The 18,625-nt window shown below is 66.7% G+C and carries 16 protein-coding genes and 1 pseudogene; 4 read left to right on the top strand and 13 right to left on the bottom strand.

Annotated features, from left to right (window positions below; genetic code table 11):
• Positions 1 to 6: 6 nt before the first annotated feature.
• The 4 genes and pseudogenes from crtA to bchO all read left to right on the top strand — a co-directional run bounded on the left by crtA (position 7) and on the right by bchO (position 4,165).
• The gene (gene crtA / locus GLR48_RS03545) at positions 7 to 705 is read left to right on the top strand and encodes a spheroidene monooxygenase (RefSeq protein WP_237058701.1); all 699 of its coding nucleotides are present in this window, start codon (positions 7 to 9) and stop codon (positions 703 to 705) included.
• Positions 702 to 1,705: pseudogene (bchI, locus tag GLR48_RS03550) on the top strand (magnesium chelatase ATPase subunit I). The gene crtA and the pseudogene bchI overlap by 4 nt, the downstream one beginning before the upstream one ends.
• A complete protein-coding gene (locus GLR48_RS03555; protein ID WP_237058703.1) occupies positions 1,698 to 3,317 on the top strand; it encodes a magnesium chelatase subunit D in 1,620 nt (539 codons plus the stop codon). Before bchI ends, GLR48_RS03555 begins: the two are co-directional and overlap by 8 nt.
• Entirely contained in the window at positions 3,317 to 4,165 is an 849-nt protein-coding gene (gene bchO, locus GLR48_RS03560) for an alpha/beta fold hydrolase BchO (protein WP_237058705.1), read from the top strand. The genes GLR48_RS03555 and bchO overlap by 1 nt, the downstream gene beginning before the upstream one ends.
• 57 nt (positions 4,166 to 4,222) lie before the next feature.
• On the opposite strand, the gene GLR48_RS03565 is transcribed toward bchO, so the two are convergent.
• From GLR48_RS03565 to bchB, 13 genes are all read right to left on the bottom strand, one after another.
• A complete protein-coding gene (locus GLR48_RS03565) occupies positions 4,223 to 4,732 on the bottom strand; it encodes a c-type cytochrome (protein ID WP_237058707.1) in 510 nt (169 codons plus the stop codon).
• Between the two features lie 105 nt (positions 4,733 to 4,837).
• Positions 4,838 to 6,052 carry a 5-aminolevulinate synthase gene (hemA, locus tag GLR48_RS03570; RefSeq protein ID WP_237058709.1) on the bottom strand — a complete coding sequence of 405 codons (1,215 nt, stop codon included), beginning with the start codon at positions 6,050 to 6,052 and terminating at the stop codon, positions 4,838 to 4,840.
• Positions 6,042 to 6,842, bottom strand: coding sequence for a putative photosynthetic complex assembly protein PuhE (puhE, locus tag GLR48_RS03575; RefSeq protein ID WP_237064325.1), 801 nt, complete (start codon positions 6,840 to 6,842; stop codon positions 6,042 to 6,044). The genes hemA and puhE overlap by 11 nt, the downstream gene beginning before the upstream one ends.
• Positions 6,843 to 6,927: 85 nt before the next feature.
• Positions 6,928 to 8,046, bottom strand: a complete 1,119-nt coding sequence (gene acsF, locus GLR48_RS03580; protein WP_237058715.1) for a magnesium-protoporphyrin IX monomethyl ester (oxidative) cyclase — start codon at positions 8,044 to 8,046, stop codon at positions 6,928 to 6,930.
• On the bottom strand, positions 8,043 to 8,339 hold the full coding sequence (locus tag GLR48_RS03585) for a hypothetical protein (protein ID WP_237058717.1): 297 nt from the start codon (positions 8,337 to 8,339) through the stop codon (positions 8,043 to 8,045). Before GLR48_RS03585 ends, acsF begins: the two co-directional genes overlap by 4 nt.
• Positions 8,340 to 8,404: 65 nt before the next feature.
• A complete protein-coding gene (gene puhC / locus GLR48_RS03590; RefSeq protein ID WP_237058719.1) occupies positions 8,405 to 8,866 on the bottom strand; it encodes a photosynthetic complex assembly protein PuhC in 462 nt (153 codons plus the stop codon).
• 5 nt (positions 8,867 to 8,871) lie between these two features.
• The gene (puhB, locus tag GLR48_RS03595) at positions 8,872 to 9,507 is read right to left on the bottom strand and encodes a photosynthetic complex putative assembly protein PuhB (protein WP_237058722.1); all 636 of its coding nucleotides are present in this window, start codon (positions 9,505 to 9,507) and stop codon (positions 8,872 to 8,874) included.
• 59 nt (positions 9,508 to 9,566) lie between these two features.
• Positions 9,567 to 10,349, bottom strand: coding sequence for a photosynthetic reaction center subunit H (puhA, locus tag GLR48_RS03600; protein WP_237058723.1), 783 nt, complete (start codon positions 10,347 to 10,349; stop codon positions 9,567 to 9,569).
• A gap of 13 nt (positions 10,350 to 10,362) precedes the next feature.
• Positions 10,363 to 11,793: a PucC family protein gene (locus tag GLR48_RS03605; protein ID WP_237058724.1), complete on the bottom strand. Its 1,431-nt coding sequence runs from the start codon at positions 11,791 to 11,793 to the stop codon at positions 10,363 to 10,365.
• Positions 11,790 to 12,479: a magnesium protoporphyrin IX methyltransferase gene (bchM, locus tag GLR48_RS03610; protein WP_237058725.1), complete on the bottom strand. Its 690-nt coding sequence runs from the start codon at positions 12,477 to 12,479 to the stop codon at positions 11,790 to 11,792. Before bchM ends, GLR48_RS03605 begins: the two co-directional genes overlap by 4 nt.
• On the bottom strand, positions 12,479 to 13,375 hold the full coding sequence (gene bchL, locus GLR48_RS03615) for a ferredoxin:protochlorophyllide reductase (ATP-dependent) iron-sulfur ATP-binding protein (RefSeq protein WP_237058737.1): 897 nt from the start codon (positions 13,373 to 13,375) through the stop codon (positions 12,479 to 12,481). The genes bchM and bchL overlap by 1 nt, the downstream gene beginning before the upstream one ends.
• 109 nt (positions 13,376 to 13,484) lie before the next feature.
• Entirely contained in the window at positions 13,485 to 17,027 is a 3,543-nt protein-coding gene (locus GLR48_RS03620) for a magnesium chelatase subunit H (protein WP_237058745.1), read from the bottom strand.
• Positions 17,017 to 18,573, bottom strand: coding sequence for a ferredoxin:protochlorophyllide reductase (ATP-dependent) subunit B (bchB, locus tag GLR48_RS03625; RefSeq protein WP_237058747.1), 1,557 nt, complete (start codon positions 18,571 to 18,573; stop codon positions 17,017 to 17,019). Before bchB ends, GLR48_RS03620 begins: the two co-directional genes overlap by 11 nt.
• Positions 18,574 to 18,625 lie beyond the last annotated feature (52 nt).

The raw sequence follows: 18,625 nt of genomic DNA on the forward strand, positions 1-18,625 counted from the left end.
GACCCGATGAGCCAGACCGTCAGCCTTAGCCTTTACCGCTTTACCGGCTTTCGCGCCCGCGCCTGGGCGCTTGGCATGATGGCGTTTGCGCGCGGGCCATTGGCGCGAACGCCCGATATCGGGTTCTGGAAGCTGTGCGGCGCGGGAATCGGCCATGGATTCACGCCAACGGCCAATCCTGCCGTGATCGCGATCCTTGCGGTCTGGCCCGATGCTGCGACAGCGACCGCACGGACGACAGAGGCCGCGATCTTTCGCCGCTATGCCCACCACGCCAGCGAATCGTGGACCGTGTGCCTGACGCCCACCAGCGCGCGCGGGCAATGGTCCGGACAGGTGCCCTTTACCGCGACCGGCCCCGCGCCCGCCGGCCCACTTGCGGCGCTGACACGGGCCACGATCCGGCCGGGTATCCTGCGGCGGTTCTGGCGTCGGGTGCCGCGCATTTCGGACATGATCGGGGCCGATCCCAATGTGACCTTCAAGATCGGGATCGGAGAGGTGCCGATGCTGCATCAGGTGACATTCTCGATCTGGCCGGATCAGGCGGCGATGGATGCCTTTGCCCGCACCGGCCCCCACGCCGACGCGATCCGCGCCGTCCGCCGCGAAGGCTGGTTCGCCGAAGAGCTTTACGCCCGTTTCACCGTGCTGTCAGACCACGGCACATGGGGCGGCACATCACCATTGCAGGAGGTCGCATGACCGCACCCTTCCCGTTTTCCGCCATCGTCGCGCAAGAAGAGATGAAGCAGGCGATGATCCTGACCGCCATCGACCCCAGCATCGGCGGGGTGCTGGTGTTCGGCGACCGTGGCACCGGCAAATCGACCGCCGTGCGGGCGCTGGCGGCCTTGCTGCCACCGATCTCTGTCGTGGAGGGCTGCCCGGTAAACTCTGCCCGCGTGGCGGACGTGCCGGACTGGGCCCGCGCGGGGAAGACGACGAAAGAGGTGCCGACGCCCGTCATCGACCTGCCGCTGGGCGCGTCAGAGGATCGCGTGACCGGGGCGCTGGATATCGAACGGGCGCTGGCGCAGGGCGAACGGGCGTTTCAGCCCGGTCTGCTGGCGCGGGCCAACCGGGGATATCTTTATATCGACGAGGTGAACCTGCTGGAGGATCACATCGTCGACCTGCTGCTGGACGTGGCGCAATCGGGGGGGTCAACGTGGTGGAACGCGACGGGCTGTCGGTGCGTCATGCGGCGCGATTCGTGCTGGTGGGATCGGGCAACCCCGAAGAGGGCGAGTTGCGCCCGCAACTGCTGGACCGCTTCGGCCTGTCGGTCGAGGTCGCCAGTCCGAAGGATATCGAGACGCGGATCGAGGTCATCCGCCGCCGCGACGATTACGAGAATGACACCACCGCCTTCATGCTGCGCTGGCAGGCCGAGGATGCGACGATCCGCGACCGGATCGTGACCGCGCGCAAGGCATTGCGCGACCTGACCACCAGCGAGGCGAACCTGCGCGACGTGGCAGAGCTGTGCCTGGCTTTGGGGTCCGACGGGTTGCGCGGCGAGTTGACCTTGCTGAAGGCCGCCCGCGCCCATGCGGCCTGGCGCGACGACACGGCGCTGACCCGCAGCCATATCCGCGCCGTGGCGCCGATGGCCCTGCGCCACCGCCTGCGCCGCGATCCACTGGACGAGGCGGGAACCGGCGCGCGCGTCGGGCGGATCGTGGAGGAAACCCTTGGCTGAAGCCTGGGACAATGCCCTGCTGGCCCTGAGTCTGCTGGCGATCGACCCGGGGCTGGGCGGGATCTGCATCCGTGCGCGGTCCGGTCCGGTGCGCGATGCCCTGCCCCTGCCGCAGGCCGTCCGCCTGCACCCCGCGATGGGTGACGATGCGCTGCACGGCGGGCTGGATCTGACGGCGACGCTGGCGACAGGTGCGCTGGTGCAGCGCGGCGGGGTGCTGGACCGACCGGGACCGCTGCTGTTGGCGATGGCCGAACGCTGTCCTGTGGATCTGGCGGCAAAGCTGTGCCTGCATCTGGACGCCGTGCGCCGCCCGCTGATCGCACTGGACGAGGGGACGGAGGACGAGGCGCCCCCCGCCGCGCTGACCGAACGTCTGGCCTTTCATGTGGACCTGACCGAGGTGCCGCTGCGCGAGGCGGTCGGGCCACCGTGCGATGCCGTGACGCCGCATCCCGTGACTGTCAGCGCCGACCAGATCGCGCAGATCGCCTCTCTTGCCGCCGCCTGCGGCATCGACAGCGCCCGGGCCACCGGGTTCACGCTGCGCGCGGCGCGGGCCCATGCGGTCCTGATGGGTCATGCGGCCGTCGCGGACGCGGATCTGGCCGCGGCCTGCGCCCTGACCCTGTCGCACCGCGCGACCCGCGTGCCAGAGATGCCGCCCGATGAGGCCGAGGCGGACCCGCCGCCGCCCGAACAGCAGAACGGCGAGGCGGAGGCCGAGACAGACGACGCCACCCCGGACATGCCCGACGAGATGCTGCTGGAGGCGATCCGCGCCCTGATTCCCGATGACCTGCTGGCGCGGCTGGCCGCGCAGAAGGCGCGCGCCGGACGCGGCGACGGGACCGGAGCGCTGCGCAAGGGGACGTCGCGCGGCAGGCCGCTGCCGTCTCGCGCCGGTCGGCTGAACGACGGGGCGCGCATCGACGTGGTGGCGACGCTGCGTGCGGCGGCCCCCTGGCAGACGATCCGCCGGCACGAAACCGGGCGTGACGGGTTGCACATCCGCGCCACAGACATTCACGTCAGACGCTTTGCCGAACAGGCCGAGCGGCTGCTGATCTTTGCCGTCGATGCCTCCGGCTCTGCCGCACTTGCCCGGCTGGCCGAGGCGAAGGGGGCTGTCGAACTGCTGCTGGCGCAGGCCTACGCGCGGCGCGACCATGTCGCGCTCGTTGCCTTTCGCGGCACCGGGGCAGAGGTGCTGTTGCCGCCGACCCGCAGCCTGGTGCAGACCAAGCGGCGGCTGGCCGCCCTGCCCGGCGGCGGCGGGACGCCCCTTGCGGCGGGTCTGGACGCGGCGATGACGCTGGCCGGTCAGGCGGCGCGGCGCGGCATGACGCCGACCGTCTGCATCCTGACCGACGGGCGCGCCAATATCGCGCGCGATGGCCGCGCCGACCGCGTGCAGGCCGGCACGGATGCCCAGACTGCCGCCCGCCTGATCAGGGCGGCCGGTCACGCGGCACTGGTGATCGACACCGGCAACCGGCCCAGCGATGCCCTGCGGCAGCTGGCGACGACGCTGGCCGCCCCCTATTTCGCCATGCCGCGCGCCGATGCGGCACGCCTGTCGGCCACCGTCGGCGCGGCGCTGGCGGACTGATGCGCTGGCCGCCGCCGCCCGACTGGCCGATGGCCGAGGTCTCTCGCCAAGTGGAGTCTGCGCCGCACCGCTGGCACGTGCAGGAACAGGGGTCAGGCCCCACGATCCTGCTGCTGCACGGTGCGGGCGGGGCCACGCAAAGCTGGCGCGGGGTGTTTCCCCTGCTTGCCCGCGATTTTCACGTCGTGGCCGTCGATCTGCCCGGTCAGGGGTTCACACGCACCGGCACCCGGGGCCGCCACGGCGTGGCCGAGATGGCCGCCGACCTGATCGCGCTGTGCCGGCACGAAGGCTGGACGCCCGACCTGATCGTCGGGCATTCCGCCGGTGTGCCGATCGCGTTGCAGATGACGCTGGATGGCTTGCAGCCGCGCTGCGGAGTCGTTGGCATCAACGCGGCGCTGGCGACCTTTAAGGGGGCGGCGGGGCTGTTCTTTCCGCTGATGGCCAAGGCCATGGCGGCGGTGCCGCTGACGGCACGGGTCTTTGCCGCCACGACCACGCCCGGGCGCGTGCGGCAGTTGCTGGCCGGCACCGGATCGGTGATCGATGCGCAGGGTCAGGCGCTTTATGCGCGGCTTGCGTCGGATACGGACCACGTGGACGGCACGCTCGCCATGATGGCGCAATGGGACCTGCAACGACTGGCGCGAAGGCTGCCCGCCGTCACCAGCCCGGTCCTGCTGCTGACCGGCGACGCCGACTCTGCCGTGCCGCCGTCCACCAGTCGCGACGCCGCGCGCCAGATGCCGAGCGCCCGCCAGCACAGCATGGGGCCCCTGGGCCATCTGGCGCACGAGGAAGCCCCCGAACGGGTCGCAGGTCTGATCGCAGACCAGATCAGGTAAACGCAAAAGGCCGCCGCACCTGCGTGCGACGGCCTCGTGATCGTATGTCAGGTCTGCTCAGTTCGTGGCAGCGGGTGCTTCACCGTCTGCGGGCATGCCTTCGGTCCCGAAGGTCGCGAGGAAGGCATAAAGGTCGTGGGCCTGCGCCTCGTCACGCACCTGATAGGCCATCTTGCCGCGGGCGCGTTTGTCGTCGAGTGCTGTGCGCAGGAAGCCTGTCGGATCCTGCACGTAGGCCACGAAGTTCGCCTCGTCCCAGACGGCGCCGGTTTCGCCGTAGGCCTTGATCGAGTCGCCGTAGTTGAACCCTTCGTGGGTCCCCGCCACACGACCGGCCACACCGTAAAGGTTCGGGCCGACCTTGGCGTTACGGCCGGCCAGAACCTCGTCCGTGGCCGGATCCTGCACCACGTGGCATGCCACGCACTGCTTGTTGAACTGCTCTTCACCGGCGGCGGCGTCGCCCGTGGGGGCGGCCATTGCGGTATCCGTGGCAGCCATGTGGCTTTCGGCGAAAGCGGGTGCGGCGAGGGTCGTCAAGGCCATCGCGAGTGTTGTCAATTTCATCAGTCTCTCCCTTATCAAAGCAAATACGACCGTTTTGCCCCAGTCACCAAACAACCTAGCACTGCAGAGCGCAAGGTCCAGTGCGCGTGTCAAACGGCCGCGTGATCAGGCCACCGCATGGGACACGGCGCATTGCCGCCAGAGCGTCCGCAGCGCCGCCATCAGGTGGTCGATATCTTCGTCCGTATGCAGCGGCGACGGCGTGAAACGCAGACGTTCCGTGCCCTTCGGCACAGTCGGATAGTTGATCGGCTGCACGTAGATATCCCATTCCTGCATCAGATAATCGGCCAGCATCCGCGTCTTGACCGGATCTTTGATCATCACCGGCACGATGTGGCTGTCGTTCATCATGTGCGGAATGCCCGCCCGGTCCAGCGCGTCGCGCAGGCGCGCCACCTGACGGCGTTGCTGGATGCGTTCCGCGTCAGACACCTTGAGGTGCGCGATGGAGGTGCGCGCCGCCGCGGCGACCGCGGGCGGCAAGGCCGTGGTAAAGATGAACCCGCTGGCAAAGCTGCGGATGAAATCGCACAGGGCGGCAGAGCCGGCGATGTAACCGCCGACGACGCCGAACGCCTTGCCCAGCGTGCCCTCGATCAACGTGATGCGGTCGGCGACACCTTCCTGTTCGCTGACGCCGCCACCGCGCGGGCCATAGAGGCCGACGCCGTGGACCTCGTCCAGATAGGTCATCGCGCCGTATTTCTCGGCCACCTCGACGATGGCGCGGATCGGGGACACGTCGCCGTCCATCGAATAGACCGATTCGAAGGCCACGATCTTGGGCACGTCGGCAGGCAGGGCCGCCAGCTTCGCCTCGAGGTCGGCCACGTCGTTATGCTTCCAGATCACCTTGGTCGCCCGGGAATGGCGGATGCCTTCGATCATGCTGGCGTGGTTGCCCGCGTCCGACAGGATCACGCAATCCTTCAGCCGCGACCCCAGCGTGCCCAGCGCCGCCCAGTTGGAAACGTAGCCGGACGTGAACAGCAGTGCGGCCTCCTTGCCATGCAGGTCGGCCAGTTCCGCCTCCAGCAGCAGGTGGTCGTGGTTGGTGCCGGAAATGTTGCGCGTGCCCCCTGCCCCGGTGCCGGTGCGCTGCACCGCCTCGCACATGGCGGCGATCACCGCCGGGTGCTGCCCCATGCCGAGGTAGTCGTTCGAACACCACACGGTGACGTCACGGATTTCGCCGTCCTTGTGGTTGGCGGCCCGGGGAAACTTGCCGGCCTTGCGCTCGAGCTCTGCAAAATAGCGGTAATTGCCGTCGCGCTTGAGCTGGTCGAGCTGGTCGGTGAACAGGGCATCAAAATCCATGGGTCTCGCTTTCTGCAACAGTTTTCGTTCGGGGCAGCATCCACCGCCAGAGTTTCGCGTCCGGCAATGGAATGACCATCAACCAGTGTTCGAGAAGCGCCAGTGCCGCCAATGCGGTCAGCAGCGCAAAGCCCGTGGCGGTGGCGGGCACCTGCGTGCTCCACAACCGTTCGGCGCAGACCGCCAGCAGGGCCGTCAGGGCCGTGATGGCGACAGGAAAGGCCAGTGTGACCGGCCCGCGGGTAAAGTAGGACGTCAGATGCGCCAGGCGCAGCGGCACGAATTCCGTGTTGATGCGCGGCACCCCGAAATAGAGGTTCAGCTTGGCGCAGATCCGCGCCAGGAACAGCACCAGATAGGTCGCCTGCGCGATCCGGTTCACCGCGCCCTTGGAAGCCAGCACCAGCGCCAACAATCCCAGCACCAGCGCCAGTTCATGCCAGGCCACGGTGCCGAAGGCACGCTGGAACCGCGCCCAGCCGGTCAGGCCCGGCGGGCAATCCTCGCGGACCGGACCGGTGACGGCCCCGGTCAGAAAGGCCAGTTCGATCCAGCCCCAGATCGCCAGCGCCCCCAGAAACGACAGATAGACGCCGCCGGTCGTGTGGCTGTCCAGCGACATCGCCACCAGACCCGCCCCCAGCGCCAGCAGCGGCAGGCCCGCCAGCGTGGCCCACAGATGCGCCGCCCCGCCCAGCCGGTCGGCCAGACGCACGACCAGCAGGATCGCCCCGGTGGAAAACCACCAGATGAACACGGCCGACAGGGCTGCAATCCAGGGTGCGTCCATCATGCTTCTTCTGGTCCCAAATACTTCGGGGGAGGCCGCAGGCCGGGGGCAGAGCCCCCAGCACCATATGACACAGGCACGCCCATCAGTAAGCCGGTTCCAGCCGCGGGCTGTCGGGCACCGCGTTGCGTTGCACCGGGATCGTCAGCAGGCCGACGAAGTTCATGCCCGCCTTCATCCGGCCGCCCAGCGCCTTAAGCTTGCCAGCCACCCCGCCCTGCTTTTCGCCGGCGGCGATCTGCACATTGGCGTCCTGAATCCGGTTCAGCGTGGGGATCCAGCGCGGATGGTCGATGTCGAGCGTCATCGGGAACACCTGACGGGTGATCTCGGACGTCTTGCGGAACACCTCTTGTCCGTACCACGCGGGATCGACGCCCAGCGCGTCGTGGAACGCGGGCCGCTGGTGATCGCGGACCCACATGGTGGCGAAGACGGCGGTCAGGAAGAACTTGATCCACAGCTTGTTCTGCACGCTTTGCGTCAGTTTCGGATCGGTCTTCATCAGCAAGGCAAAGGCCTCGCCGTGGCTGAACTCGTCGTTGCACCATTCGCGGAACCATTTGAAAATCGGGTGGAACCGCTTTTCCGGGTGCGCCTCGAGGTGGCGATAGATGGTGATGTAACGCGCATACCCGATCTTCTCGGACAGATAGGTTGCGTAATAGATGAACTTTGGTCTGAAGTAAGTGTATTTCTTGGACTGCGTGAGGAAGCCGAGGTTCACGGCGATCCCCGCCTCGCGCAGGGCGTCGTTGATGAAGCCGGCGTGCCGCGCCTCGTCCCGCGCCATCAGCTGGAACAGGGTCGTGATGTCCTGATTGCTGCCGCGGCGCTTCATTTCCTTATACAGCACGCAGCCCGAGAATTCGGCGGTGCACGACGAGATCAGGAAGTCGATGAATTCGGCCTTCAGCTTCGGCTCCATGCCGTCCCAGTCGACGTCGTCCCAGTCCTCGTTCTTCTTGAAATGACCCTTATTCGGATCGCTTTTCATGCGCGCGATCAGGGCGTCCCACTCCTCGCGCACCGGGGTCACGTCGATGGCGTCCATCTCGGCAAAGTCGGTGGTGTAAAAGCGTGGCGTCAGCAGGGTGTTCTGCATCGCGACGGCGGTCGCGGCCTCGTTGGTCAGGGGCGGCAGGGCCTCTTGGGCTGCGATGGCTTCTTCGGCGGTGGTGGCGTCGGATGAGTGCATGTTCATGACAGGGCCTCCTCGCTGAATGAAAACTCGCAGAGTTCCATGAATTCGAAATCGCCCGTCGCACGGGTCCAGAGCTGTTCCAGCTTGCTTGCGCGCATGATGACGGCGGTGCGCTTTTCCTCGACTAGTTCGCCGAAGGCGGCCATGATTTCCGGGCCTTGCACCTGCACCTCGTCACCGGGGTTGATCGTGGTGCCGTCGTCAAAGCGGACGTGAGCAGAGAGTTCCTCGAACCGGTGACTGATCGTCACGGTGCAGGGGGCGGTTTGGCGTTCCTTCGTAAAAAATCCCATGTGCGTTCCCTTTCACATCTGGCCCGCAAGGTGGCTAACCTGCAGCAGGCTGGGGGGTTTTCGGTTCAGTCGATCAGCCGCGCAAAGGCGGCCACGTTGTCGTCACCGTAGCCGATCAATGCGATGTCCATTCCCGTGGACGGGTCGATGATCGACAGGGTGCCGTTTTCATGCAGTTGCAGGGTGACCGGATCGGCCACCGGCAGGCCGGCGGTCACGCGCTTGCGTTCGACGACGCGGCCCATGACGCCGATAAAGCCCGCCTTGTTCTGGTCGGACATCGCCAGCACGGTGCCATCGGTCGCCTCGGCGGCATAGGCGCCGCTGCGGTCGCCGATCAGTGCGATGTCCAGCGATTTCACGACCGGAGAGTCCGGCACGACGCCCGCGTGCGGCGCATTGGTCAGGCGCGACACGGTGACCAGCGTCAGGGACGCCAGCATCAGCGTGAACATGGCGACGACGAGGGCGCGGGGCACCATCTCCTCGGCCTTGGAGTTATGGATGCGGGTGGCGGCTTGGGTCATGGCGCTTACTCCGCTGCGACGGCATGGGGCAGAGCGGCGTCGCGCCGTTCGACCGTGGGTTGGCTCAACCGCGTTTCGGCGGCTTCGGTAAAGTGGCGGGCGACGGTTTCGGCGTCCGCGATGCACCGCAGGGCGGCCTGGGTCCGGTTGATGTGGCCGGGCCGGACATGGGGCCATGTCATCAGGTAGGACAGGCGCGTGTCAAGCGGCAGAAGGAACGCCAGCGTCCCGCTGCCGCCCTTGCGCAGGTCAAGCTGCGCCGCTTCGATCTGGGTATAGGGCAGGTTCAGCGTCATGGTCAGCGCCGCACCGATGCGCATGCCGACCCGCTTGTTCGTCAGGGTGTAGACCGTCGCACGCGACTGGATCCACGCAAGGCCGTAAAGCAACGACAGAACAAATGCGCCGCCGATCAGGAAGGGCGTCGCCAGCACGACCGATCCGGCCAGCGAATTGTCCGCGGTGGACACGCCGAACCGCCAGACCGCCAGCAGGATGAAGTAGCCCGCGACCCATCTGGCCTTGAACGCCTCGATCCACAGACGGCGGGCGACCGGGCTGCCCTGCCAGATGATGTGTTCATCCTTCGGCAAGGCCTCTGGCAGGCCGCGGACCGGTTCGAACTTGAAATCGTCGTGCATGTCTCTTCCCCTCGTTGTCGTGTGGCGGCCCCGGTGGCTGGCCGGTGCCGCCGGTTGCTTTACAGAACGGTGCCGATCCGCGCCTCGGAGGCGTAGAGCGTGCCGCCGGCGACGTAGGCCATGATCTTTTCTTCTTCGAGCAAAGTGATCTGGTTGGTCCCCTTGATCGTCGGAATATCAGCCCAGTTATGGGCAAACAGCGCGCGGACCCGGACCCGGTCGGACATGATCCGTGACATGGTCATCGGCACCAGACGGGTCTGGCCGGTGCCTTCGGGGTTCAGATCGACCACCAGATAGCGGACCAGCTGTTCCGGCACGTCGATCCACATGTCGGTGACGCGACCCACGACTTCGCCGTCACCGCCGACGACGGGCAGACCGCGCGGGTCGCGACCCATCGAGATGTGAAACTCTGCCAGGCTGGACATCGGCTGGATCTTGGCCTCGCCGTGGGCCCCCAGTTCGGGGACATCGCGACGCGGCGCCCAGGATGCGGGGCCGACACCGTCGATCATCGGATTGCCGGTCGGCACCCAGGGGCTGCCTGTCGCCACCGACGACGGCGCAAGGGCCAGATCGGTCCGCATGTGCGCGGCCTCGAACGCGAGGCTCGGCACGGTCACTTCGCCGCGGCCATCGCGCAGGTGAAAGGTCTTGGGGCTGGGCAGCGGCCAGAGGCTTTCGTTTGCGGGCACGGTGTCGTCGTCACTGCGCAGGGGATACCCTTCGCGCATGTTCTCGCGCTGAAGGTAGATCACGAGGCCCGCGAAGAAGACCCAGAACATATATAGCGCGACCTGCGCCAGATCGACATGTCCGAAAAATGTAACGCCAAGCATGGGGGTGGTCCTTTCAGGTGGGGAAGTCGGACAGCTGCAGCTTGCCCGCACTTGCCGAGGTCATGGCCCGGACGCGCACCAGCGGGCCAAGGACGATGAGGGTGATAAACAGAAGGCCGATCTCGGTGTGGTAGACGACCGAGTAGCCGGTGGCAGGCGTGGCGAGCGCCTCGGACAGCATGCCGTTCCCGGCGGCATGATTGACGAGGTCGCGGATCGCGCCCCCGATAAAGATCGATAGGCCCGCCCCGGTGGCCTGTGCGGCCCCCCAGGCACCCAGCGCCAGACCGCGACCGGCGGCACCGACGGCGGGCATGGTCATGGCGGCGGTCAGCGTGGCGATGCCGAAAAGACCCCCGCCGAACCCGATGAGTCCCGCCCCCGCAAAGAACATCGCGGTGGATCCCAGCGGTGCCGCGAAGATGACGCAGCAGAAAGCCGCAAGCCCGGCGAGGATGCCGCGCGCGGCCATCCGCATCGGATCGGTCGCGGCGGCCAGCCAGCGGGCGGCCATGGTAAAGCCGATCAGCGCACCAAACGCCCAGCTGGCCGTCAGCAGCGTCGTGGCCGAGACCGACAGGCCGAGGATCTCGCCGCCGTAAGGCTCCAGCAGGACGTCCTGCATGTTGAACGCCAGCGTGCCAAGGAACACGACCGCCAGCAGCCGGCCGGCATCGCCGCCCTTGGTCAGATCAAGCCAGGCGTCGCGGAAGGTCGGGCCCTGCGCTTCGCGCTCGGCCTTGGTCATCGGCTGGACGTGTTCCTGCTTCCACAGGGCGGTGACGTTCAGCAGCATGGTGACAACGGCGGTGCCCTGCACCACCTGCACCAGCCGCAGGGCGGAATAGTCGCGCAGCAAGGCGCCGATGATGATGGACGAAATCGCCATACCGACCAGCAGCATCACGTAAAGAAGGGCCACGACCTTGGGCCGCGTTTCTTCGGTCGCGCGGTCGGCAGCCAGTGCCAGACCGGCGGTCTGCGTCATGTGCATGCCAAGGCCGGTCATCAGGAACGCCAGACCCGCGCCGACATAGCCGGCCCAGTCGACGTCGATCGCCCGGTCGCCGGCCAGCACCAGCAGCGCCATCGGCATGATCGCCAGACCGCCGAACTGCCACAGGGTGCCGAACCACAGGTAGGGAATCCGCTTCCACCCGATGGCAGAGCGGTAATTGTCGGACTTGAAGCCCACCAGCGCGCGGAAGGGGGCCACCAGCACCGGAATCGCGATCATCAGCGCGACCAGCATGGCGGGAATGCCCAGCTCCACGATCATCACGCGGTTCAAGGTGCCCAGCAGCATGACGCCCGCCATGCCGACCGAGACCTGGAACAGGCTCAGCCGCAACAGCTGGCGCAGCGGCAGGTCGGGGCTTGCGGCATCGGCGAAGGGCAGCGCCTTCAGCGACAGGCGTTTCAGGGTGTTGGCCTTGATGATCATCTTGCGTCCTCGAACACATAGGCGGTGGAGATGTAGAAGCCGGAAGTCACACGCTCGACCTCGCGCAGGTGGCCGGGCACGGCGGCGTCACGCAGCGCCTGCGCGATGCCGCGGGCGGTGTGGGGCACCATCTGCGGGCTGCGGTCGGCGCGGGGAAAGAGCTTGCCCATACGGAACATCGCCATCAGCAGCGGTGTGCGCGGGGCGAGGGTAAAGGCAAACCGACCGCTGATGCGCGGTGCCGCACGGTCCAGCACATCGGCAATGTCCGCGGCAGAGTAATAGATCATCGAATCCATCGCGATGGCATGATCGAAGGACCCTGTGGTCGCCTCCAGCATGTCACCCGCGACCCAGGTGATCCGGTCCGCCAGATGGTCTGGCATCCGGCGCCGCGCGATGTCGATCAAGGCCGGCGAAATATCGACGCCCACGACCTCTGCCCCGCGCTCTGCCATCGCGACAGAGGCCGCCCCGGTGCCGCAACCGGCATCCAGCACACGGCACCCTGTCAGGTCTGCGGGCAGTTGCGCCAGCAGCAGATCCCGCATCCGGTCGCGGCCCGCGCGCACGGTGGCGCGGATGCCGCTGACCGGCGCATCGGACGTCAGGCGCGCCCAGACCTGCGTGGCGGAACGGTCGAAGTAATCCTCGACCCGGTCGCGTGTGGCGGCGTAATGGGACATCAGTCGAACCCCAGCAGTTCAAAGATTTCGCGGTCGGGCAGACATTCGGGTGCCATCGGCAGGGTGCCATTCCACAGCGTTTCGGCCAGCCGGATGTATTCCTTGCGGACCATCACGACGTCTTCGTCGTCGGGCATCTCGAACAGGGTCTTCTTCTTCAGACGGCTGCGGCGGATCGCGTCCAGATCGGGCATATGCGCCAGCCGGTTGAAGCCCACGGTGCGGCAATACCGGTCCACCTCGTCCGTGTCCTTGCTGCGGTTGGCGACGCAGCCGGCCAGCCGCACCTTGTAGTTGGACGATTTCGCCTGCACCGCCGCGATGATCCGGTTCATCGCATAGATGCTGTCGAAATCGTTGGCGGTCACGATCAGCGCCCGGTCCGCGTGCTGCAAGGGGGCCGCAAAGCCGCCACAAACCACGTCGCCCAGCACGTCGAAGATCACGACGTCGGTGTCTTCCAGCAGGTGATGCTGCTTGAGCAGTTTCACCGTCTGGCCCACGACATAGCCGCCGCAGCCGGTGCCGGCAGGCGGGCCGCCCGCCTCCACGCATTTCACACCGTTGTAGCCTTCGAACACGAAATCCTCGGGCCGCAGCTCCTCTGCGTGGAAATCGACGTCCTTGAGGATATCGATGACCGTCGGCACCAGCGTGCCGGTCAGGGTAAAGGTGCTGTCATGCTTGGGATCGCAGCCGATCTGCAGCACCCGCTTGCCCAGCTTGGAAAAGGCTGCCGACAGGTTCGACGATGTCGTCGACTTGCCGATCCCGCCCTTGCCATAGACCGCAAAGACCTTGGCCCCCTCGATCTTGTCCTCGACGTCCTGATGCACCTGGACAGAGCCTTCGCCATCCATGCCGCGCAGGTTCGGTATCTCGTCTCTGGGGCTCATCAGAGCCTCCTTTCTGTCGGGGCACAGGTCCCCAGCTTCTTCTGGTCAAAAATACTTCGGGGTCCGGGGCAGAGCCCCGGTCCGAGATGGCGATTGGCGCAAGACATCGTCATTCCGCCGCAATCCCTTCCATCCGGTCCTCGATCGCGTCCGCTGCATCCTGCAGCGCGGCCAAGGTCGCGGCATCCGGCGTCCAGTAGGCCCGGTCGGAGGCCTCCAGCAGCCGGTTCGCCATCCGCATCGAGGCTTGCGGGTTCAGCGCCGCCAACCGTTCGCGCATCGTGGCATCCAGCACGAAGGTCTCGGACAGGCGCTGATAGACCCAAGGCTCGACGGCGCCGGTGGTGGCGGACCAGCCCATGGTGTTGGTGATATGCGCCTCGATCTGGCGCACGCCTTCGTGGCCATGCTTCAGCAACCCCTCGTAGAACTTGGGGTTCAGGCTGCGCGACCGCGTCTCAAGCGCCACCTGATCCTTCAGCGTGCGGACCTTGTTGCCGCCGCGCGTCTGGTCGCCGATGTAGACCGGCGTATCGACGCCGCCCTTGGCCCGTTTTACCGCCCGCGCGATCCCGCCCAGCGTGTCAAAGTAGTGGTCGACCGTGGTGACACCCAGCTCGACCGATTCGAGGTTCTGGTAGGCCAGATCGACGTGGCGCAGCGTCTTCTGCAGCAGGTCCGCGTTCTGCGTCGCCTTGCCGTTCACACCGTAGGCAAAGCTCTTGCGGTTCTCGTAGGCGTCGGCCAGCTCGTCCTCGTCACCGAAGGCAGAGCTGTCGATCAACTGGTTCACGTTCGACCCGTAGGCGCCCTCAGCATTCGAGAACACCCGCAGCGCCGCTTCTTCGATGTCGCAGCCCGTCTCGGACATGTGGGCCATCGCATGGGCGCGGATGAAGTTCATGTGCGCCGGCTCGTCGGCCATCGCGCATTTCAGCGCGGCTTCGGCCAGCAGTTTCGTCTGCAAGGGCAACAGGTCGCGAAAGATGCCAGACAACGTCATCACGACGTCGATGCGGGCGCGGCCCAGCACATCCAGTGGGATCAGGTCGGCACCGGCCAGACGGCCATAGTTGTCGAACCGCGGCTTGGCCCCCATCAGCGCCAGCGCCTGTGCCATCGGGCCGCCGTCGGACTTGATGTTGTCGGACCCCCACAGCACCAGCGCCACGGTGCGCGGCATCGTGGGATGGGTCCGCAGCAGCACCTCGGCCTGTTTTGCCCCATCGGCCATCGCAAAGGCGGTCGGCATCCGGAACGGGTCGAAGGCATGGATGTTGCGCCCCGTCGGCAGGATGCCGGGATTGCGCATCAGGTCGCCACCGGGGACCGGCGCGATGAACCGTGCGGACAGCGCCCGCATCAGCGCTGGCAACTCATGGTCCACCATCAGGTGTTGCGCCGCCTCGCGGGCCGCATCGGTGTCGCCCATCAACGCCGTCATCTCTTCCCGGGCTGCGTCAGACATCACGCGGCCGACGATGTGCAGCCCGTCCGGGATCAGCGACCCTTCGGTTTCCAGCACGGTCAGCCACAGCCGGTTCAGGTCGGCGGCGTTCAGGTCCAGGCCTTCCGCCTGCTCCACGATCATCGCTTCCAGATCGCGGCGCTGGGGATCGTTCGACCCCATGCCGCGCCAGCGCGTCAGGCTGTCCTTGAGGTCCAGCAGACCCTTGTAAAGCCCGGCCTGCGCCAGCGGCGGCGTCAGGTGGGTGATCGTGACCGCATTGCTGCGGCGCTTGGCCAATGTCGCCTCGGACGGGTTGTTCGCGGCATAAAGGTAGACGTTCGGCATGCCCCCGATCAGCCGGTCGGGCCAATCCTGCGCGCCAAGGCCCGCCTGCTTGCCCGGCATGAATTCCAGCGCACCGTGCATGCCGAAATGCAGCACCACATCGGCGCGCAGGGTATTGCGCATCCACAAATAGAACTGGGCAAAGGCATGGGTCGGCGCAAAGCCGCGCTCGAACAGCAGGCGCATCGGGTCGCCTTCGTAGCCGAAGGTCGGCTGCACGCCGACAAAGACCTTGCCGAACTGCACACCCAAGATGAAGACCCCGCGCCCGTCGGACTGAACCTTGCCGGGGGCCGGCCCCCAGACGGATTCGATCTCGCGCAACCAGGGCGTGCTCCGGACGATGTCGTCGGCGCTCAAGTGGGCGGCGACATTCGCCTCCTGCCCGAACTGCGCGGCATTGCCCTTCAGGACCATCTTGCGCAGGTCGTCGACATTGGCCGGCATGTCCACGTCGTAACCGTCGGCCTTCATGCGGGTCAGGGTGTTGAACAGGCTCTCGAACACGCTGAGGTAGGCGGCGGTGCCGACGGCGCCGGCGTTGGGCGGAAAACCGAAGAGCACGATGCCCACGGTCTTGTCCGCGTTGCGCTTGCCTCGCAGGGTGGCCAGCCGCAGGGTCTTGTCCGCCAGCGCGTCGATCCGTTCCGGGCAAGGCGCCATGGACTTGTCGCCGGGCGCACCGGTGCAGGCCAGCGGACAGCCGGTGCAGGTCTCGGCCCCGTGACGACCCGCAAAGACGGTGGGTGCCGTCGCGCCGTCGATTTCAGGCAGGGCGACCAGCATCGTGGTCTCCACCGGACCCAGACCCTGCGCACTGGCGCCCCATTGCGCCAGTGTCTGGAATTCCAGCGGCTGTGCGGCGATGTAGGGCACGTCGAGTGCGCCCAGCAGTGCAATCGCGGCGGGGCTGTCGTTATAGGCCGGACCGCCGACGAGGCTGAAGCCGGTCAGCGACACCATCGCATCGACACGGCCCTGAAAATAACGCTGGATCGCGGGCGTCGCATCCAGACCGCCGGCAAAGGCGGGCACGACCGCCATGCCGCGCGCCTCGAAGGCCCGCACGACGGCGTCGTAATGGGCGGTGTCCGAGGACAGGATGTAGGACCGCAGCATCAGGATGCCGATGGTGGCCACGGGTGCGGCGGGACGCGGCAGATCGGCCGCATCCTCACTGATGTGGGTGCCGGGCAGGTCTGGGTGATAGACGCCACAGTCGGGATAATCGATCGGCGGCAGGGCCTTCACGGCCTCCCAGCCACGCCCCCGGCTATAGCGGCCGACCAGCATCCGGATCATCTGCTCGATGTTCTCGTCAGACCCGCCCAGCCAGTATTGCATGGACAGGAACCAGTTGCGCAGATCCTGCGCCTTGCCGGGGATCAGCCGCAGGATCTTGGGCAGGCGGCGCAGCGTCTTCATCTGGGACTGGCCGGATGTGCTGGCCTTCGCCTGCGGCTTCAGCTTCTTCATCAGCGCCATCATGCCGGTGGCGGGGCGCTGCATGTCCAGATCGCCCATCTTGGTCAGCTTGACGATCTCGCTGTCGGCGATGACGTTGATCATCGCGGCGCAATCGGCGCGGCGCGCGATCAGCGACGGCAGGATCGCGGCGGTGTGTTCTTCAAGGAACAGCAGGTTGGTGACGATGATGTCGCCCTGCGCGACGGCAGCCTGCGCATCGGCCAGTGCCGCCGGGTTCTCGCCCCATTCGGCGGCGGCATGGATGCTGATTTCCAGCCCCGGAAAATCGGCGACCAATCGGTCGCGCACCCGCGCCGCCGGGCCTGCCGTATGGCTGTCCAGCGTGACGATCACGAACCGGAAAGCGTCATGGGTGCTGCTATCGCGCATAATGTGCCTTTGCCTCATACAGCGTATCAAGGCTGATCTGGTTGATGCCCTTCTGGACGGCAAAGGCTTCGGTATTCCGCCGCGCCTTGCCCCGCACGAAGAACGGGATCTTCTTCAATTCGCGCTCTGCATCCGACAGCCAGATGACGTTGCCATCGGTTGCCTGCTCGGGTGCGGCCTCCGTCCTCGCTTTTTCAGAAATACTCCCGCCGGAGGCTCCCGCGATTACAACCGGCGCGGCCCCGCCATGATGGCTCGGCCCCGCCGCATCGTTGAACTCGAAATCCTCGCGGAACATGGTCAGCAGGTGCTCTTCCAGCCCCATGACCAGCGGATGGATCAGCGTGTCGAAGATCACGTTGGCACCTTCGAACCCCATGACCGGCGAATAGCGGGCGGGGTAATCCTGCACGTGGACGGGGGCCGAGATCACGGCGCAGGGGATGCCCAGCCGCTTGCCGATGTGCCGCTCCATCTGGGTGCCCATGATCATCTCGGGCGAAGCGGCCGCGATGGCGGCCTCCACGTCGAGGTAATCGTCGGTGATCAGCGCCTCCAGCCCCAGTTCCTTGGCCATCGCACGCACGGGACGGGCCTGCTCGCGGTTGTAGCAGCCAAGGCCCACGACCTCGAACCCCATCTCGTCGCGGGCCATGCGGGCCATCGCGCAGACGTGGGTGCCGTCGCCGAAGAGGAAGACGCGTTTGCCGGTCAGGTAGGTGCTGTCGACGGATGACGTCCACCACGGCAGGCGCAGGCGGGATTCGTCGGCCTTGCAGGGCAGGTCGGTGATCCTGGCGACCTCTGCGATGAATTCGCGGGTGGCGCGGACGCCGATCGGCACGACCTTGGTGAACGGCTGGCCGTGGGTCTTTTCCAGCCAGCGGGCGGCGGCCTCCCCGGTTTCGGGGTAAAGCAGCACGTTGAAATGGGCGGCGGGCAGCAGTGCGATGTCGGCGGGCGTCGCGTTCAGCGGCGCCACGACGTTCACGTCGATGCCGAGGTCGGACAGCAGGCCGGTGATTTCTTCCACGTCGTCGCGGTTGCGAAAGCCGAGCGCCGTCGGTCCGAGGATGTTGCAGGTGATCCGCGCGGTGCGGTCCTGCGGCTGCGCCAGCGCACCCACGATCTGGTAGAACGTCTCGTCCGCGCCGAAGTTTTCCTTGCGGGAATAGCTGGGCAGTTCCAGCGCGATGACGGGGATCAACAGGCCCATCGTTTCCGCCAGACCGGCGGGATCGTCCTGGATCAGTTCGGCGGTGCAGGAGGCGCCGACGATGATCGCCTGCGGATCGAAGCGGTCCACGGCGTCCTGGCAGGCGGTCTTAAAGAGGGTCGCCGTGTCAGCGCCAAGGTCGCGGGCCTGAAAGGTGGTGTAGGTGACGGGCGGGCGATGGTTGCGCCGTTCGATCATCGTGAACAGCAGGTCGGCGTAGGTGTCGCCCTGCGGCGCGTGCAGCACGTAGTGCAGGCCTTTCATCGCGGTGGCGACGCGCATGGCACCGACGTGGGGCGGGCCTTCGTATGTCCAGACAGTCAGTTTCATGCGAACACCTTGGGGCGCTGCCCCAAACCCCGGAGTATTTCGGAAAAAGCGA

Source organism: Loktanella sp. M215, assembly GCF_021735925.1.
In the GTDB taxonomy this organism is placed as follows: Bacteria; Pseudomonadota; Alphaproteobacteria; order Rhodobacterales; family Rhodobacteraceae; genus Loktanella.

Coding starts and splice junctions, on each gene's coding strand:
- GLR48_RS03620 (WP_237058745.1), bottom strand. CDS start 17,027: ATGCGCGATAGCAGCACCCATGACGCTTTCCGGTTCGTGATCGTCACG.
- bchB (WP_237058747.1), bottom strand. CDS start 18,573: ATGAAACTGACTGTCTGGACATACGAAGGCCCGCCCCACGTCGGTGCC.
- bchM (WP_237058725.1), bottom strand. CDS start 12,479: ATGTCCCATTACGCCGCCACACGCGACCGGGTCGAGGATTACTTCGAC.
- GLR48_RS03565 (WP_237058707.1), bottom strand. CDS start 4,732: ATGAAATTGACAACACTCGCGATGGCCTTGACGACCCTCGCCGCACCC.
- bchL (WP_237058737.1), bottom strand. CDS start 13,375: ATGAGCCCCAGAGACGAGATACCGAACCTGCGCGGCATGGATGGCGAA.
- puhE (WP_237064325.1), bottom strand. CDS start 6,842: ATGGACGCACCCTGGATTGCAGCCCTGTCGGCCGTGTTCATCTGGTGG.
- acsF (WP_237058715.1), bottom strand. CDS start 8,046: ATGAACATGCACTCATCCGACGCCACCACCGCCGAAGAAGCCATCGCA.
- GLR48_RS03605 (WP_237058724.1), bottom strand. CDS start 11,793: ATGATCATCAAGGCCAACACCCTGAAACGCCTGTCGCTGAAGGCGCTG.
- puhC (WP_237058719.1), bottom strand. CDS start 8,866: ATGACCCAAGCCGCCACCCGCATCCATAACTCCAAGGCCGAGGAGATG.
- puhB (WP_237058722.1), bottom strand. CDS start 9,507: ATGCACGACGATTTCAAGTTCGAACCGGTCCGCGGCCTGCCAGAGGCC.
- puhA (WP_237058723.1), bottom strand. CDS start 10,349: ATGCTTGGCGTTACATTTTTCGGACATGTCGATCTGGCGCAGGTCGCG.
- hemA (WP_237058709.1), bottom strand. CDS start 6,052: ATGGATTTTGATGCCCTGTTCACCGACCAGCTCGACCAGCTCAAGCGC.
- bchO (WP_237058705.1), top strand. CDS start 3,317: ATGCGCTGGCCGCCGCCGCCCGACTGGCCGATGGCCGAGGTCTCTCGC.
- GLR48_RS03585 (WP_237058717.1), bottom strand. CDS start 8,339: ATGGGATTTTTTACGAAGGAACGCCAAACCGCCCCCTGCACCGTGACG.
- crtA (WP_237058701.1), top strand. CDS start 7: ATGAGCCAGACCGTCAGCCTTAGCCTTTACCGCTTTACCGGCTTTCGC.